The organism is Alteromonas aquimaris (genome assembly GCF_026183695.1).
Classification (GTDB): Bacteria; Pseudomonadota; Gammaproteobacteria; order Enterobacterales; family Alteromonadaceae; genus Alteromonas; species Alteromonas aquimaris.
This window is the reverse complement of record NZ_JAPFRD010000009.1, coordinates 149,978-166,616: the sequence shown is the minus strand read 5'-3', so window position 1 is coordinate 166,616 and position 16,639 is coordinate 149,978. Positions and strand designations below refer to the sequence as shown.

Below are 16,639 nucleotides of genomic sequence, written 5' to 3'. Positions count from 1 at the left end.
CTTAGGTGTGGCGAAATCGAGCGCATTAGAAACGAATATTGAAAGCTGAGCCACTAGAAGAACAATACTTGAGTATGAAACTCAATACGTGCGGGTAATACAAAAGAAAGTGGCTCCCATAGGGAGCCACTGGGGGCGGAGATAAGTCCGCGACCATGTTGAAATTTTTCACATGGTGATCATGTAATCTGTTTAGATACGACCTTCAAGCTCAACAGCGATAGGGTTGCCTGACAAACCATTTTCAGAGATCCAAGCTTGCAGAGTTTTTCCGTCTTTTTCAGGCTCTTGAAGATTTGATTTAGGCATTTTTTTCACTAGCAACGTACCCACCTCAACCGCGTTACTGGTTAACGCTGTACGAATTAGACTATTACCACCACAGCTGATACCTGTGTAATAATCGTGTAATTTCAGGTTGTAGTCAGATTGAACGCGACGCATCTTTTTACGCAGTTCACCTTTGTCGTCTGCTTGTACAATGGTACAGATATTAGCTAAATCATCTTCGATGGAAGCCTGAGCAACGTTTGCAAAAGCAAGAGACGCCACGGCCATAGCTAGGGAAGTTTTAACAATTTTCAACATGGTTAAGTTCCTTAAAATTGGGTTCGGTGTTTGTTTTGTTCGGGACGTATTAAACGTCAAATGAACCCATTAAAAAACATAGTACTCAATAACATGGTATGTGAAGTTATACGTATATTCCCGGAGACCTATTTCTGCAATGACGCTTGCTGGTGAGGTATGTTGTTGATAAATAATAGATAAATTGCTCTTGATGTAGATGTTGTGATGGTTGATTTAATAGGCGAAAATATTGCACATCATTATTGCGGAAGAAATTCCTATTTAAAATAAGCGCTTACTTTCGATTAACGGTGATAGATTTTTATACATTTGCGCTAGGTTAAGCTGTTATCTTATAAGCGGGAAAAAGTGGACTTTTATTATCTCCCCGGTTGAACACTTAGCAGATTGAATGATTGTCGATAGTAAGAAACATAGCGTAGAGAAGAAAATAGCAAGAAAGCGTTATTGAAGGCGTGTTGTAAATGACCATCCCGTGAATCGTGCTCACTCGGGAGTCGTTAATGCGGGAAATTTGTAATGTCCCAAAAATGAAATCGCGTCTGATATTGCAATTAAATAAATAGCCATGCCTGTTCGCGGTTTAATTTAACAGCGTAACCTTAAGTAGCAGCACTATTAGCCAGTGCGCTGCAAAACCTGGAAACAAGAGTATAAAAAAGCCCCACTTACAGATAAGTGGGGCAATGGAATCGGGGACAATCGAAGTGTATGTACTTGGGTGATTACATGCGGTCCACTAAAGCTGCATGTATAGGGTTATCTTGTAAACCTTTCTCGTTAATCCAGGCTTGCAGCGTCTTACCATCTTTTTCTGGAGCTGCCAGATCTGATTTTGGCATTTTCTTAACCATCAATGTGCCGACTTCTATGGCATTTGATAGAATAGCTGTGCGGATCAGGCTGTTACCGCCACACGTAATTCCTGAATAGTAATCGTTAAGTTTCAGACGGTAGTCAGATTGTACACTACGCATTTTTTTGCGGAGTTCACCTTTATCGTCTGCCTGAACGATAGTGCATATATTTGCCAGGTCATCTTCAATACTGGCATTTGCCACACCCATAAAACTTAACGATGCAACAGCTATAACTAGTGATGATTTAACTACTTTCAACATGGTTAATTCCTCGAACTTCAAATGTGGATGCTAATATTTCGCTTCCGCCTTAATAATTATTTCGAGTTTATTAAAGATAACTTTACACGATTAAAAAATAACCGCTTCGATACCCAGGTATAGAAAATGACACCTATTTTTCAATAATCCCTTTTGACAATGTGCGAAAGAATTTAACCCTCAGGCTGGATTGTGCGATTTTTCTACTTCTTTTCAATTTACTTACGAGTAGCCAGTTAAATAAACCTGTGCACCCCACTTTTTCTTACGCTGTGTCCCTTTAAGAATCATACCTTGAACATTTTTGCTACCCTTTAGACGAACTTTGTAGGGGCAGATTGCGCAGTGAAACAGTAGTGCGACTGTAATAAACAGCGGTTAACGAAACCTCGCCTGTACAATTGGCTAATTTAAAACTATCCACCCGACGTACTGTTTTGAACTGGCTAGCGTCGATTTTTACAATTAAACCAAACTGCATGTTCTTACTTATTTATCTGTAAAGCTAATACCACGCATTTTATCTCGATTTTTCCTCTATTAAGTTTGCCAGACGAGGGAGCGGTGGGTAACTATATAAACAATGCAAATAATAATGTTGGAGATACAAGATGGCAGAGAAACTAACTACAACACAGGTTGATGAAGCCCTGCAAAAGTTGAATGAGACACTAGACACTGATGAACAATGGCAGTTAGAGGGCGATAAAATTACTAAATCGTTTAAGTTTAAAAGCTTTATACGTGCATTTGGCTGGATGTCACAAATCGCCATTTGGGCTGAAAAATTAAATCATCACCCTGAGTGGTTTAACGTCTATAATAAAGTAGAGGTGACATTGACGACTCATGATGTCGGCGGATTAAGTGATTTAGATTTTACCATGGCTGAAAAGATGGAAAAATTTCGCTAATTCACGTAATTTTGCGGGATTCTTGAGCATGTTGGGTGTTAAGTAGGCAAACAGTAAGTAAATTTGAAATTTATTCAAAAGACCGCTTGCCAAGCTTAATTCCCTATGTATAATACGCACCACTTGAACGGCAACAGTCAAACAACGGCAAGCCTTCAAAACCAGTTCAGACGCGGGATGGAGCAGTCTGGTAGCTCGTCGGGCTCATAACCCGAAGGTCGTAGGTTCAAATCCTGCTCCCGCAACCACATTTAAAGCCCTGATGTAAATCAGGGCTTTTTTTGTTTCTGCAGTTTATCCCCCCTCAAATTTACGGATGTTGTGTCCTTTGAAGTCGATTTAGAGTTCTTACGCTTACACTGAGCTATGAAGAAAAACTCTGAAAGAAAAAAGTCTCGATCCAAGGAAAGCGAAATCATTTAAATCGTGAAGAAAGTGGGGGGTGATAAATTGATAAACGAGTTATGTCGAGTATACAACCCTTCAAATACCATATATTACAATTGGAAAAGCGATGTACGGGTGTTACGTATTTCGAATACCAATCTATTGAACGAGATATTAGGCGACTGAAAAAACTGGCAAACGCGCATTACTAGCTGAAGTCCACTTTTACTGGTTTAGGTTTGGTACATCGAATACTTAAAGAGATCGTTGATAAAGAACTGTAAAGCCGACGATAAGGCGCGAATGGGTGGACTATCTCCGGCAGCAGTATGGTGTAAATCTGCGTATGGCTTATCGGTTAGTTGGTCCCAGCGATTCAGTATATTGATATCAGCCAGATAAGAGGCGCATTTAAGAGGGCATGGCTGGAATCATAAACGTATTCATCGTATTTACTGCGGGTTTAAGTTCAACACGCCTTGACGCAGGATGAAGCGTTTGAATACACGCAACCCTAAACTGTTAGTGGTTCTAAATGAGACGAGCCATTATTGGACTTTATCAGTGACAGTTTCCAATAAGGAGGACGGTTCCGGACCTTCAATCATGAGGACCCTTTTCATCATGAAGTTTTGGCAATATCGATCGAATAAAATTTTTCCGTATTGCGCCTCAGTCGGGTGCAGGAGCGGGAGGTCGCATGGCGAGGTTATCCTTAAAATCACGCGTGGATAGTGAGCCCGTATTCATCTCACTTGCTTTTATAATTTGGTCTGAGGGCCATCGCATTAAACGTCAGTTTATTAGACCAGGTAAATCCACACAGGATAATTAACTGGAGCGATTTAACCGAAAATACCGGACTAAAATTCTCGATATGTACTCATTTTAACCCTTAAACTAATTTCGAAATCTAGCCGAAAATTGGGTGGCCGAATATAACAAGGAAGGTCCTCACAATACTTTAAGTATTCTGACCCCGTTAAAATATTTAACGAAAAATGAACAGTTCAAAAACTCTAGTTAAGACTGATTGATATTTCAGGAAGTGGCATTTTTACAATTGGCGCAAATATATTTTTCTAACTAGACTTATCTGCTCAAAATAAATACTACGAGGAGTTAGTAAAGTGAACATTCAGATAGTATTAATCATTATCGCAATACTGCTAGTTCCGACCTTTGTTTTAGCTAAAAATAATGACCAAAATGGTATTCCAAGTCAAATGGAAGAGATTATCCGACAACAAGAGTTAATTAATGAAAAGCTAGATCAGTTATTAGCGTCAGATAGCGGTTCGTGTACTCTTGAACAATTTATTAATAATGAAGAATGTGATGATGTACCTGTGGTAACTACCGTTAGCTATTGTATTGATCAAGGTAACGAAATTGGCGCTGAAATGGCTTATGGTCTGGCGCTAAAAACAGAACTAAGTGCCGGAGCTGGGTGGGATATAGGTCCAACTATTGGTCTTCAAATTGGAGCAGAGATGCCCACAGTCCCAGCGTTTCCTATCATCTTGCCTGCACCTTTATCTATGCCAGTTGGAGTTATTTTTGGTCCACCTCTTCCTACGGAAGGAAGTATTACAGGTGGGGCAAATATGAGTAGAGGACATAGCACTTGTTTAGAAATACCTATTACATTAAGCGTAGAGCTATTAAATGAGCTCAGGGAACTATCAGCAGACGCTAACGATGCTTTTCAAAGACGAATAAGTAATTTACTTCAATATGCGAGAAACGTTGTAGATAGAAGAGAAAACCTACAATGTGTAGAAGATTCGTTTGACGGCATTCTTCGTGAAGCAATTCAAAGTGAGAGTGATAATAGAGTAGGATTTTTAAAGGATGAATATATTTCATCGTTACTGCAATGTTCTGATCTACCGAAATCTTTAGCAAATATATTTGAGAATCCAGATGATCTATTTAATAAAATCCCAGAAGTGCAAACGTCAGATTTAGCTGATTATCAATTATGGTTAAATGTTATGAATGAGTTGGATAATCTTAATGTAAATAGAGTAAATAGTTTACCTAGCGCACAATCTATAAAAAATGTTATTTGTGCAGCCTTACCTTCTACTCAAGTTGGGGTAAGAAGGTGGCGAAGTGAGTATTGCGACTAAGTTTAGTATATAGAACTGATCCGGCTGGATACAGGTGGCTCTTAATATACTTTAGCATGAAAGTATATTAGGAATTTCCGCTAATGGCAGTAAGTTGCATTACAGTTCAATTAGTGCTCTATTGTGGAAAGCGCGAGATGGGTTTCTGACGAGTCAACTCATGCATGTGGGCACCAAGCGACTTTGTCGTATTTTAATGAGTAAACGATTCTATCGTAAATGTTAATTTCCAAGGAAATTTGACGGCTATCTATAAAACGGATTTTTTTGTGTTTATGCTTGATAAAAACGCAAATAATAGATTTCGGATTTAAGCCAGTTTAACAACGACGTCGCCTCGTGTGTTTCTGGGTTAACCCGCAGGGAAGGTAAAACTGCATGTTGCGTAATCGATGGGTTACCAGTATAATACCCGCACTTTTTAGCAATAGCGGGCATTCTGTTAAGCATTTAGAACAGAAACGCATTGCTAAAGCAGGCTTTGCCAGATGGCGAATTACCCATTAGTCTGCAGCTGCTAGTGAGCAGCTTTGGGTCCATATTTTTACAAAGCCCCGCTAGTACGGGGCTTTTTGTTGTATCTTAATCTGTGTTTTTGCTATGTGCGTATGTACATTTCACTTTGCACAGTTTCAGGTGGGCTATATGCCCATTTTTTGTTTTTGGAGGTAACGATTGTCAAGGCTTGAAGACAAGTTAACTGAAATGCTCGAACCAGGGGTAGAAGCGCTAGGCTTTGAACTGGTGGGCATAGAATTCGTGCGAGCTGGTAAGCATTCTATTTTGCGCGTGTTTATTGACCATGAAAATGGGATCACAGTTGACGACTGTGCCGATGTCAGTCATCAGGCAAGTGCAATTCTTGACGTTGAAGATCCCATCAACACTGAATACAACCTCGAAGTTTCTTCACCGGGTATGGATCGCCCGTTGTTTAAAGAAAAGCATTATGTTGCTTCGATAGGTGAAGTTGTTCAACTTCGTACACGCATGCCTGTCGATAACAGACGTAATTTTAAAGGTAAATTACTGGCGTGTGAAAACGGCAATGTCAGTATTGAAGTGGATGGCCAGCAGTTTCAATTAGCTGTGGCGAATATCGAAAAAGGTAACGTTGTTCCCACGTTCGACTAATGGAACAGCATCGCTTTCGTTATAGAAAGCATGAGTGAGGCGAAAATGAATAAAGAAATTTTGTTAGTGGCTGAAGCCGTTTCAAATGAAAAACAAGTGCCTAGAGAAAAGATTTTTGAAGCATTGGAGTATGCAATTGCCAGTGCTACGAAAAAGAAAAATGAAGGCGATATTGAAGTTCGGGTAAGTATCGATCGTACTACCGGTGACTTCGACACTTTCCGTCGTTGGGAAGTTATAGCGGATGATCAGGAACAGGAAAATCCGTACGCACAAATGACCTTATCTGCGGCGCAGATTGACGAGCCTGAAATTCAGGTCGGTGATTATGTTGAAGAACAAATAGAATCCATTGCATTTGATCGCATCACCACCCAAACGGCTAAACAAGTTATTGTGCAAAAAGTTCGAGAAGCTGAGCGCGCGCAAATGGTTGCTGAGTACCAGGACAAAGTGGGCGAGCTAGTTACAGGAACGGTTAAAAAGGTTAATCGTGACAATATCATCATTGATTTGGGAAATAATGCTGAAGGGGTTATTTTCCGTGATGACATGCTGCCACGCGAAACGTTTCGTCCCGGCGATCGTGTACGAGGCTTGCTATTCGTTATTCGCCCCGAAGCTCGTGGTGCACAGCTATTCATTAGCCGTACGCATCCGGACATGTTGGTTGAACTGTTCCGTCTGGAAGTACCAGAAATTGCTGAAGAAACACTAGAGATTAAATCTGCTGCAAGGGATCCTGGTTCACGCGCTAAAATAGCTGTTAAAACAAACGACAAGCGTCTTGACCCGGTAGGGGCATGTGTTGGTATGCGAGGATCTCGAGTACAAGCAGTGTCTGGCGAGTTAGGCGGAGAGCGTGTGGACATCGTATTGTGGGATGAGAATCCGGCGCAATTTGTCATTAACGCTATGGCACCAGCAGAAGTGGCCTCCATCGTAGTAGATGAAGATAGCCATACAATGGATGTTGCAGTAGAAGCCGATAATCTTGCTCAAGCAATTGGACGCAGCGGTCAAAACGTACGTCTAGCCAGTCAATTAACTGGCTGGGAGCTAAACGTGATGACTATTGAAGACTTGAATAACAAGCATGAAGAAGAAAATGCCAAGGTTATTCAAATTTTTGTTGATGCATTAGACATTGATGAAGAGTTCGCAGGTGTGTTGGCTGACGAAGGCTTTAGCACATTAGAAGAAATTGCGTATGTACCGGTAAATGAGTTAATGGCTATCGAAGGTCTTGACGAAAATACGGTTGAAGAATTACGTACTCGTGCCCGTGCAGCGTTAACCACACGCGCGCTGGCAAATGAAGAATCGCTTGATGGATCTGAACCTACTGAAGCATTGCTGAATTTGGAAGGTATGAGCCGTCATGTTGCGTTTGTGTTAGCAAGTCGCGGAATCACTGACTTGGAAGAGTTAGCCGAGCAAGGCACAGACGATATTAGTGATATTGAAGAACTAGGCGAAGAAAAAGCGGGGGCTCTCATTATGGCTGCTCGTAACATCGTTTGGTTTAATGAAGAATAGGTCAGCAGGGGGATAAACACGTAATGGCAGAAGTATCTATAGAAAAGCTCGCCAGTGACATTGGTACAACCGTTGACCGGCTGGTTAGCCAGTTTGAAGATGCTGGGATCAAGAAAGCTGTTGATTCTCAAGTAACGGAAGATGAAAAACGTAGATTACTCGATCACTTGAGTAAACAGCACGGTGGCGCAGGCTCTGAGGAACCTACGCGCATGACGCTTAAGCGAAAAACGACCAGCACTTTGAGCGTTGGTAAATCGAAAGCGGTGAAAGTTGAAGTACGCAAAAAGCGCACTTATGTTAAACGCAGTGAAATGGACGAGCAACGTCAGGCTGAAGAAGAGGCGCGTCGTAAAGAAGAAGACGCTCGTCGTGAAGCGGAAGAAAAGGCGGCAGCAGAAGCTAAGCGTTTAGCTGAAGAAAAAGCTAAGAAAGCAGAAGAGGCGAAAAAGGCCGCTGAAGCAGAACGAGCCAAACGAGCTGAAAAAGCGAAACAAGAAGCAGAAGCGCGTAAAAAACAAGACGAAGGATTGACCAGCGAAGAGCGTGAAGCTCAAGAAAAGGCACGCCAGGAAGAAGAGCGTTTACGCAAGCAGCAAGAAGAAGAAGCCAAACGGAAATTGGAAGAAGAAGCTAAAAAAGCGGCTGAAGAGGCACGCAAACTGGCTGAAGAAAATGAGCGTCGCTGGAAAGAAGAAGAAGAGCGTCGCAAAAAAGCGGAAGCTGAAGAAGTGCACTTGCACTCAAATCGCTATGCTCAGGAAGCAGAAGATGAAGAAGATATGCAAATTGAGCGCTCTTCTCGTCGCCGCAAGAAATCTAAAAAGAATGCGGGTGAGCATCTTAAGCAAGGTTTTAACAAACCGGCGCAACCGGTGGAACGAATTGTCAGACTCGGTGAAACTATCACAGTAGGTGAATTGGCTAATCGCATGGCGATTAAGTCAAATGAAGTCATTAAAACTATGATGAAGATGGGTGAAATGGCCACCATCAACCAGGTGCTTGATCAAGATACCGCAGTACTAGTGATTGAAGAAATGGGTCACAAATACGAGTTGGTAAATGACAACGCGCTGGAAGACGAATTGTTAGCGAACAGCGAGCAAGGTGAAGCCATCACACGAGCCCCGGTTGTGACTATCATGGGTCACGTTGACCATGGTAAAACGTCACTACTCGATTATATTCGTCGCGCTAAAGTTGCAGCTGGCGAAGCTGGCGGGATCACTCAGCATATTGGTGCCTACAAGGTAGAAACTGATAATGGTGAAATCTGTTTCTTAGATACACCTGGACACGCTGCGTTTACGGCAATGCGTGCACGTGGTGCTACTGCCACTGATATTGTTATCCTGGTAGTTGCTGCCGATGATGGTGTTATGCCGCAAACGAAAGAAGCTGTTCAACATGCTCGCGCTGCCAATGTGCCCCTGATTGTTGCTGTCAACAAGATGGATAAAGAAACCGCTGACCCGGATCGCGTGAAAACTGAATTGTCTCAGTTAGAAGTCATCTCAGAAGAATGGGGTGGTGAGCATCAGTTTGTCAACGTTTCCGCGAAAACTGGTATGGGCGTGGACACCTTACTTGAAGCCATCAACTTACAAGCTGAGCTATTGGATCTCAAAGCGGTAGACACAGGTCCTGGCCGTGGCATCGTTATTGAATCCCGTCTTGATAAGGGACGTGGGCCAGTAGCATCAGTACTTATCCAGCAAGGGCAGGTGAACGCTGGCGATATTCTGCTTTGTGGTGAAGAGTACGGACGAGTTCGTGCAATGCGCGACGAAACTGGTCAAGAAGTCAAAACAGCTGGTCCTTCAACCCCCGTTGAAGTATTGGGCTTATCTGGCGTACCCACCGCCGGTGAGGATGCAGTCGTTGTTAAAGATGAGCGTAAAGCGCGTGAAGTGGCCGCCAAACGTCATCAGAAACAACGTGAACTAAAACTTGCTCGTCAGCAGAAGGCGAAACTTGAAAACATGTTCGCCAACATGGAATCAGGTGATGTCAGCGACTTGAACATTGTGCTTAAAGCGGATGTTCAAGGATCGGTGGAAGCAATTTCTGATTCATTGGTGAAACTGTCTACTGACGAAGTGAAAGTTAACATTGTGGGCTCTGGTGTAGGTGGTATTACCGAAACAGATGCTACCTTGGCAGCCGCGTCAGGAGCGATTATTTTAGGTTTCAACGTGCGTGCTGATGCAACGGCCCGTCGCGTCATTGAAACTGAAGAAATTGATCTACGTTACTACAGCGTAATTTATGACTTGATTGACGAAGTCAAACAAGCCATGAGTGGTATGTTAGCACCAGAATTTAAGCAAGAAATTATTGGTCTTGCAGAAGTACGTGACGTATTTAAGTCTCCAAAACTGGGTGCTATTGCTGGTTGTATGGTTACTGAAGGTAACGTTAAGCGTAGCAATCCTATCCGCGTACTGCGTGACAACGTAGTTATCTACGAAGGTGAACTAGAATCACTGCGTCGATTTAAGGATGATGTACAGGAAGTACGTGCGGGAATGGAATGCGGTATTGGCGTTAAGAACTACAATGATGTTAAGGTCGGCGACCAGATCGAGGTCTTCGAAATCATTGAAGTTGCGCGTCAGATATAAGAGCAGCCACTTAAATTAAGATTGAATGGGGGCATGCTAGCCCCCATTTTTCTGCCTATTAGCTCATGATAAGGAGAATGACTATGGCACGTGAATTTTCGCGTACAGATAGAGTTTCTCAACAAGTTCACAAAGAAATAGCCAGTATTTTACAAAACGAATATAAGCATAAAGTAGGAAACCTGCCACTTATCACCGTCTCTGATGTTGAAGTGTCGAGGGACTTAGCGCATGCGAAAATCTTTATTACGTTATATAGTTGCGAGGGTGACGAAGTCAATGCGCAGCTTAAACAGCTTGACGATAATAAAGGGTTTATCAGAAGCTTACTGGCAAAGCGCATCAGAATGCGTTCGGTGCCGCATCTACACTTTTTTGAAGATAAATCTATTCAGGAAGGGATGCGCATATCTAATCTGGTTTCACAAACCGTAGCCAAAGATAACGCTAAAAAACAGTCAGATGAAAACGAGTAGGTGTAATGGCAAGGCGTAGGAAAGGCCGCAAAGTTAACGGTATTGTGTTGGTAAATAAACCGCTAGGGGGCTCTTCCAACCATATTCTGCAGAAAGTCCGATGGCTTTACCAAGCTGAAAAAGCGGGACATACAGGCGCCCTGGATCCGTTAGCGAGCGGAATGCTTCCCATTTGTTTAGGCGAAGCGACCAAATTTTCACAGTTCTTGTTAGAGGCGGATAAAACCTACCAAGTCACCGCCAAACTAGGGATACGCACTACCACATCCGACGCGGATGGCGAAGTGGTGGAAGAAAAAGAAGTGAAAGTAAACGAGCAGGAGGTAATCGAAGCTTGTTTATCGTTCAAAGGAAAGAGCAAGCAGATCCCGTCGATGTTTTCTGCTTTAAAGCATGAGGGAAAACCGCTTTATTGGTACGCGCGACAGGGCATTACAATCGAACGTAAACCTCGAGATATCACGGTATTCGCGCTGACTATTGACGACATTAGTTTACCTGAGGTCACCATGACCGTGCATTGCAGCAAAGGTACATACATACGCTCTCTGGTCGATGATATAGGGCAGCAGTTGGGTTGTGGTGCATACGTGACTATGTTGCACAGAACTCAAGTCGCAAATTATCCTGCCGAGCGAATGATTGGCTTGGAAGATTTAGTAAATTTGGCTGAGAAAGCCCATGCGCAACAAGATTTCACTGACCTGGATGCGTTATTACTGCCGATGGACAAGGCCGTGATGTTACTTGACGAGATAGTGTTAAATGAGGAACAGGTGGCAAGATTTGAACACGGGCAAAGTATTCAGCCTGAATCACCTGCACTGAGTGAGGGTCATCTTTACCGCATTTATCAGCAGCAAACAGGGCACTTTTTGGGGGTAGGGGAAGCTATTAGTCGGCCTAAAGACCAACCTGAAAACTTGCGAAAAAATGGATTATATGTAATGCCCCGAAGAAGAGTTGTGTATTGAAGCAAGCCCTTGCAAATTAGTTGCTTGCCGCTATAATACGCGCTCTCATCTGTTTGGCTGAATTAGTGATTGGCCAAACTTTTAATTACAGGAGATGAATATGTCACTAACTAAAGAAGAAACTGCAAAAATTATTGCTGATTACGGCGTTAAAGACGGTGATACTGGTTCACCAGAAGTGCAAGTTGCATTGTTGACTCATAACATCAACAAGTTGCAAAATCACTTTGCCGGCCATAAAAAAGACCACCACTCTCGTCGTGGTTTATTACGTATGGTTAGTCAACGTCGTAAAATGCTTGATTATTTGAAAGGTAAAAACGCAGAGCGTTATCTTGACCTTATCAAGCGTCTAGGCCTACGCCGCTAAGTACGTGTTTTTTGAAAAAAGCGCCCAAGGGCGCTTTTTTTATGTGAAAAAGTGATTAATAAAAAAGGATAGAGTGAAGGTCAGGATGAAATAATGAAGTATCTACAACATATCGCCGCATTCATAATAGTAGTATCAGTTAACAGCGTTGCGAGCGATTTTTCGGAATGCGGCAACAGCCAGGAAGCTAGAGAATTAGTCAGACTGATTGCCAATGATGAAAATCAATTGCGTTCAACTATACAGTGCAACAGTGTTCTGATGGAGGTAGCGCTGGATAAAGTAGAAATCATGGCAAACCATGGTTTAGTTATGCACAATCTAGGTGGAAGCCCTAATCAGAGATTAAGAAGTGCAGGCTTTGAACTGCCAAAGTATTATGGCACATTTATGGCAAACCAGGTTGAAGCTGTTGCGGGCGGATATAGCAACGCTGAAAAAGTGTGGCGTGCCTTCAAAAATTCTGAACATCACCGCAAACATTTACTGGGCGAGCATCCTGTTTACCTTAAGCAGGATAAAATAGGCGTGGCCTTTATCAGGAAGCATGATTCTCCGCATGTAGAATACTGGGCTGTATACTTAACTGAAGGCTCTGGAAACGACGCCGAGCATTTTGAAGATGTTCCCAATAAAGGGATAGATATGCTTACGCCAGTTTCTGAAAACGAAGATAAGTAGTTTTGCTCACGTTACCTTACCTGAATTAGTCTCTACTTCATCATTCCCGGCCGACACCTCGCGATTAGCGCTTACCAACTTGCAATTAACGCGCAGCTGCCCAGTTCATTCCCGCGCAGGCGGGAATCTTCCAAACAAAAAGGGGTATGAGTATTCGAGGCTGTTATTGTCCTGAGGGGTTAGGGCTGCTCACAACCTTGGTTGCCATTGTTCTAAGTTCACTTTCTAACGTACTGATCCGGCTGGCTAAGGCATTGTTACGTTGCTCCAGTACCGTTAGCTTATCAGTGAGATTCTTGACGGTTTGAGCTTGTTTTGCTTTATCGCCCGACGTTTGTTCGAGGCGAACGTTTAGCGCAAGTACTTCATCAGCCATCGCGGCAATTTCATTTTTTAATGCAGCAATCTGATTTTTTTGACCTTCAACATTTTGGCTTACCGATCTAACAGATGACGATAAGGAATTTTGCATGTCATTCGTTTTTTCAACCAAATCAGCAATTTCTTTTTGATTTCGGCGCCATGCAGAAGCCCATAGTTTATCCATCTGCTCCCACAGATCATTCGTCTTCTTGGATAAGTCAGTTACTTTGACCTGCAAAGCAACAGTGGATTCTCCGATTTCTTCACCTGTAGCGGATAATTTATTTTCCAGTTCAACAATTCTCGCCTCTGCTTGCTTAGCTATAATTTGTTGATTTTGAAACAATGTGTATAAATAATAACATCCTGCGCATGCCGCCAAGGCAAACATAGCGATGATAATTAGCCATATACCGTTTCCTTTCGAACGGTTTTCAGCTACCCCATTGCCTGTGGCAGTTTGCTCAGGTGAGTCTTTACGTATGGTATGCGCCGCAACTTGTTTTTTTTGATGATAGGCTCGACGATCTTCTTCATCTACCAAAATTTTTGGAAAATCATCATCACGTGAATCGTTTGACATAAGCTCTCTTTACAAATTAGTTACTTTTGGCTTTATATACTTAATTTAGCGATGTTAGCGCTATTTTTAACTGAAAGCTACTTAGGAGGTAGTCGCTTATTCGAACGACAACCTCTGATATTCTGGAATATAAAGTTCTTCGTTATCCATCGACTGGTATAATACGACCAAATCACGTTGTAGCTTATAACGGTATTTTCTTACCTCTTCCCACAAATGATCCAGTTCTTGGGCATGGCCCGTTTGCGACTCAATTGCCAGCTTGGGGCCAAGAATGGAATAAGCGTGATAGAGCCGTTTGGCTTGTTGCTCCTCGAACGCAAGAACCTGAGCTATTCTCTGGCTATTTTCTGATTTACGCGTCAGCACAAGTTTGGTTCTTTCAGAGGCTTTTTCATTCTGTAGCGTCAAATAGTGCGCTAATGAGGAGTCACTTTCACTGTGTGCACTTTGCCAGCGTTGGACAGAGGGGCGGTTAAGAATTATTTCGTGAACAGGATCGATGATAAATACGCTCGGTGTGCCAAAGTAGACAGGGTGGCCTAGCGGACCCAGTAGAGTGGACAAGTCAGTTAACCAGCCCGCGTTGACAAGCATGAGGGAGTAATGTTGATTAATCACTTCCTTCACGGCATCAGAATTTAACTGCTCTGCCAACGCTCTGGAATCATGGCACCAATTGGCACCAATCACCATTAATATCAGCGTGTTATTTTTTTTAGCCTGTTGAAGTGTCGTTTGAAATTGCTCTAACGGATCAGAATGCTCCTCGTAGAACGTTTTCTCAACTGTCAATGAATAAACTGACAGCGAAAACACATACAAAAACACGCTAATGCATAAATACTTAACCTGCATTATTAATTTCCAATCCACTCCACGCGGTATAAATCACGCCGACGATCCAGATAATTACGCACAGATCCTTCATTTTGAAGGCGCCGTAATTTTTCCAAATCCAAGTCTACTATTAAAGTCATCTCTGTATTAGGTGTCGTTTCCGACACAATAGCGTCATGAGGAAAAGCAAAATCAGAAGGCGAAAATACAGCTGTTTGGCCGTACTGAATATCAACATTATCTACTTTGGGTAAATTGCCGACACTACCTGCGATTACCACGTAACACTCGTTTTCAATGGCTCTTGCCTGGGCGCATCGGCGCACTCTTAAGTAACCGTTTTTGGTATCTGTCCAAAAAGGAACAAACAAAATTTGCATCTCCTGTTCAGACAGTATTCTCCCAAGTTCCGGGAACTCAACATCATAACATATGAGAACGCCAATTTTGCCAAAATCTGTGTCGAATACCCGTAAACTGTTACCCCCTTTCATAATCCAGTCAGATTTTTCATGCGGAGTAGGGTGCAGCTTGTACTGGCTTTCAATAGTTCCGTCACGTTTACAGATGTAACTTACGTTATACAACTCATCATCTTCTACTACCGGCATTGAACCTGCAATAATGGTTATATTGTAGGAGACGGCTAAATGCGACATGGCGGTAAGTATTTCGTCTGTATAGGTAGCCAAATGCCAAATTGCATCAATAGACGACTCCGAAGGGCTCAGTCCCATTAATGGCGCATTGAAAAACTCGGGAAACAAAGCCACATCGCATTTGTAATCTGAAAGTGCGTCAACAAAGTATTCGGCCTGTTGAAGCATTTCTGCTACGTTCTCAAAATAACGCATTTGCCACTGAATACAGCCAATCCTGGCGCTGGGCTTTAAGCCACCAAATAATTTCGGATTACCCGGTTCATAATAGATGTTATGCCATTGCAACAGGGTAGCGTACCCATGGGAATCCTCGTCTTCAGGAAGATATGCATGCAGAACTTGTTTGACTTCAAAGCCGTTGGAAAGCTGAAACGTTAAAATCGGATCATAAATATCTTTAGACTTAACCTGCTCGATATATTCATAAGGTGTCATCTCATGGGCATAACTAGCATAATTAGGGATGCGTCCACCTGCCATAATGGATTTTAAGTTCAGGTTCCGGCAAAGTTCTTTACGTGCTTCATACAAGCGTCGACCTAAGCGCAGACCTCGATAATCAGGGCAAACGATTACTTCCACACCATATAAAACGTCGCCGTTCGGATCATGGGTGGTGAGGTACGCATCGCCTGTGATTTCATCATAACTATGTTTATCACCAAACTGTTCATAATCCACAATGACCGAAATGGCAAACGCCACGACTTTTCCTTTATCTTCTATACAGATTTGACCGTCTGGGAAGGTGGTCACTTGTGCTTTAAAATTTTTATATGGCCAGGCGCCCCCTACACTCGCATACACCTGATCCATCAATTCTTTTACATGCTCATAATCATCAAGTCGAAGCTTCCTCAACTCAAGGTGGTGTTCAGTATCTTCGATAACAGTTTGGTCCTGACTCATTTAAAAATTCCCCAACGAACTGAAAAGAAAAGCGCATATACAAAAACAGTCATACAACTGTGTGAAAATAGCACTTTTATAACAATAATTTATACCCTAATTTAAGCTAAAATGATCGCGCGATAGCAAGCGAAATATTTCAAAGATTGAATTTTGTATGCCGGTAGAACAACCGTGCGCCACAACCTACGTAGCGCGGATTATTTAGGTTCACGTTATTTTTGCGCGTAGACAAAATGATAATTGGTGTTACCATTTACCATATTGTGCTATTTACCATATAGATAGCGTATGCGTTGGTTGATGTCTGTATTCGTAATAGCAGAGTCAGGC

General features: G+C 42.5%; 15 protein-coding genes and 1 tRNA gene. 10 read left to right on the top strand and 6 right to left on the bottom strand.

The features are described 5' to 3' along the window. Window positions 1-192 precede the first annotated feature (192 nt). The 3 genes from OPS25_RS06920 to OPS25_RS06910 form a co-directional block, all read right to left on the bottom strand. Window positions 193-588 carry a DUF3718 domain-containing protein gene (locus OPS25_RS06920; RefSeq protein ID WP_265616914.1) on the bottom strand — a complete coding sequence of 132 codons (396 nt, stop codon included), beginning with the start codon at window positions 586-588 and terminating at the stop codon, window positions 193-195. A gap of 728 nt (window positions 589-1,316) precedes the next feature. After that, the gene (locus OPS25_RS06915; RefSeq protein ID WP_265616913.1) at window positions 1,317-1,712 is read right to left on the bottom strand and encodes a DUF3718 domain-containing protein; all 396 of its coding nucleotides are present in this window, start codon (window positions 1,710-1,712) and stop codon (window positions 1,317-1,319) included. Window positions 1,713-2,019: 307 nt separating this feature from the next. Next, the gene (locus OPS25_RS06910; RefSeq protein ID WP_265616912.1) at window positions 2,020-2,193 is read right to left on the bottom strand and encodes a hypothetical protein; all 174 of its coding nucleotides are present in this window, start codon (window positions 2,191-2,193) and stop codon (window positions 2,020-2,022) included. A gap of 130 nt (window positions 2,194-2,323) precedes the next feature. Between OPS25_RS06910 and OPS25_RS06905 the strand changes: the two genes are divergently transcribed. The 10 genes from OPS25_RS06905 to OPS25_RS06860 all read left to right on the top strand — a co-directional run bounded on the left by OPS25_RS06905 (window position 2,324) and on the right by OPS25_RS06860 (window position 12,949). Then, window positions 2,324-2,626 carry a 4a-hydroxytetrahydrobiopterin dehydratase gene (locus OPS25_RS06905; protein ID WP_265616911.1) on the top strand — a complete coding sequence of 101 codons (303 nt, stop codon included), beginning with the start codon at window positions 2,324-2,326 and terminating at the stop codon, window positions 2,624-2,626. A gap of 171 nt (window positions 2,627-2,797) precedes the next feature. Next, window positions 2,798-2,874, top strand: a tRNA-Met gene (locus OPS25_RS06900). A gap of 1,269 nt (window positions 2,875-4,143) precedes the next feature. Then, a complete protein-coding gene (locus OPS25_RS06895) occupies window positions 4,144-5,148 on the top strand; it encodes a hypothetical protein (RefSeq protein WP_265616910.1) in 1,005 nt (334 codons plus the stop codon). 675 nt (window positions 5,149-5,823) lie between these two features. Then, window positions 5,824-6,282, top strand: coding sequence for a ribosome maturation factor RimP (gene rimP, locus OPS25_RS06890; RefSeq protein WP_265616909.1), 459 nt, complete (start codon window positions 5,824-5,826; stop codon window positions 6,280-6,282). Between the two features lie 45 nt (window positions 6,283-6,327). After that, complete coding sequence (gene nusA / locus OPS25_RS06885; protein ID WP_265616908.1) at window positions 6,328-7,821, top strand: transcription termination factor NusA; 1,494 nt, start codon at window positions 6,328-6,330, stop codon at window positions 7,819-7,821. Between the two features lie 23 nt (window positions 7,822-7,844). Beyond that, window positions 7,845-10,448: a translation initiation factor IF-2 gene (gene infB / locus OPS25_RS06880; protein WP_265616907.1), complete on the top strand. Its 2,604-nt coding sequence runs from the start codon at window positions 7,845-7,847 to the stop codon at window positions 10,446-10,448. A gap of 83 nt (window positions 10,449-10,531) precedes the next feature. After that, on the top strand, window positions 10,532-10,924 hold the full coding sequence (gene rbfA / locus OPS25_RS06875) for a 30S ribosome-binding factor RbfA (protein WP_265616906.1): 393 nt from the start codon (window positions 10,532-10,534) through the stop codon (window positions 10,922-10,924). A 5-nt stretch (window positions 10,925-10,929) separates the two neighbouring features. Next, complete coding sequence (gene truB, locus OPS25_RS06870) at window positions 10,930-11,898, top strand: tRNA pseudouridine(55) synthase TruB (RefSeq protein WP_265616905.1); 969 nt, start codon at window positions 10,930-10,932, stop codon at window positions 11,896-11,898. Window positions 11,899-11,998: 100 nt separating this feature from the next. Continuing rightward, a complete protein-coding gene (rpsO, locus tag OPS25_RS06865) occupies window positions 11,999-12,268 on the top strand; it encodes a 30S ribosomal protein S15 (RefSeq protein WP_265616904.1) in 270 nt (89 codons plus the stop codon). 93 nt (window positions 12,269-12,361) lie between these two features. After that, window positions 12,362-12,949 carry a CAP domain-containing protein gene (locus tag OPS25_RS06860; RefSeq protein WP_265616903.1) on the top strand — a complete coding sequence of 196 codons (588 nt, stop codon included), beginning with the start codon at window positions 12,362-12,364 and terminating at the stop codon, window positions 12,947-12,949. Between the two features lie 163 nt (window positions 12,950-13,112). On the opposite strand, the gene OPS25_RS06855 is transcribed toward OPS25_RS06860, so the two are convergent. From OPS25_RS06855 to OPS25_RS06845, 3 genes are all read right to left on the bottom strand, one after another. Then, window positions 13,113-13,895 carry a hypothetical protein gene (locus tag OPS25_RS06855; protein ID WP_265616902.1) on the bottom strand — a complete coding sequence of 261 codons (783 nt, stop codon included), beginning with the start codon at window positions 13,893-13,895 and terminating at the stop codon, window positions 13,113-13,115. A gap of 96 nt (window positions 13,896-13,991) precedes the next feature. Next, a complete protein-coding gene (locus tag OPS25_RS06850) occupies window positions 13,992-14,753 on the bottom strand; it encodes a thioredoxin domain-containing protein (protein ID WP_265616901.1) in 762 nt (253 codons plus the stop codon). Window positions 14,754-14,755: 2 nt separating this feature from the next. Beyond that, window positions 14,756-16,306 carry a bifunctional GNAT family N-acetyltransferase/carbon-nitrogen hydrolase family protein gene (locus tag OPS25_RS06845; protein WP_265616900.1) on the bottom strand — a complete coding sequence of 517 codons (1,551 nt, stop codon included), beginning with the start codon at window positions 16,304-16,306 and terminating at the stop codon, window positions 14,756-14,758. Window positions 16,307-16,639: the final 333 nt, after the last annotated feature.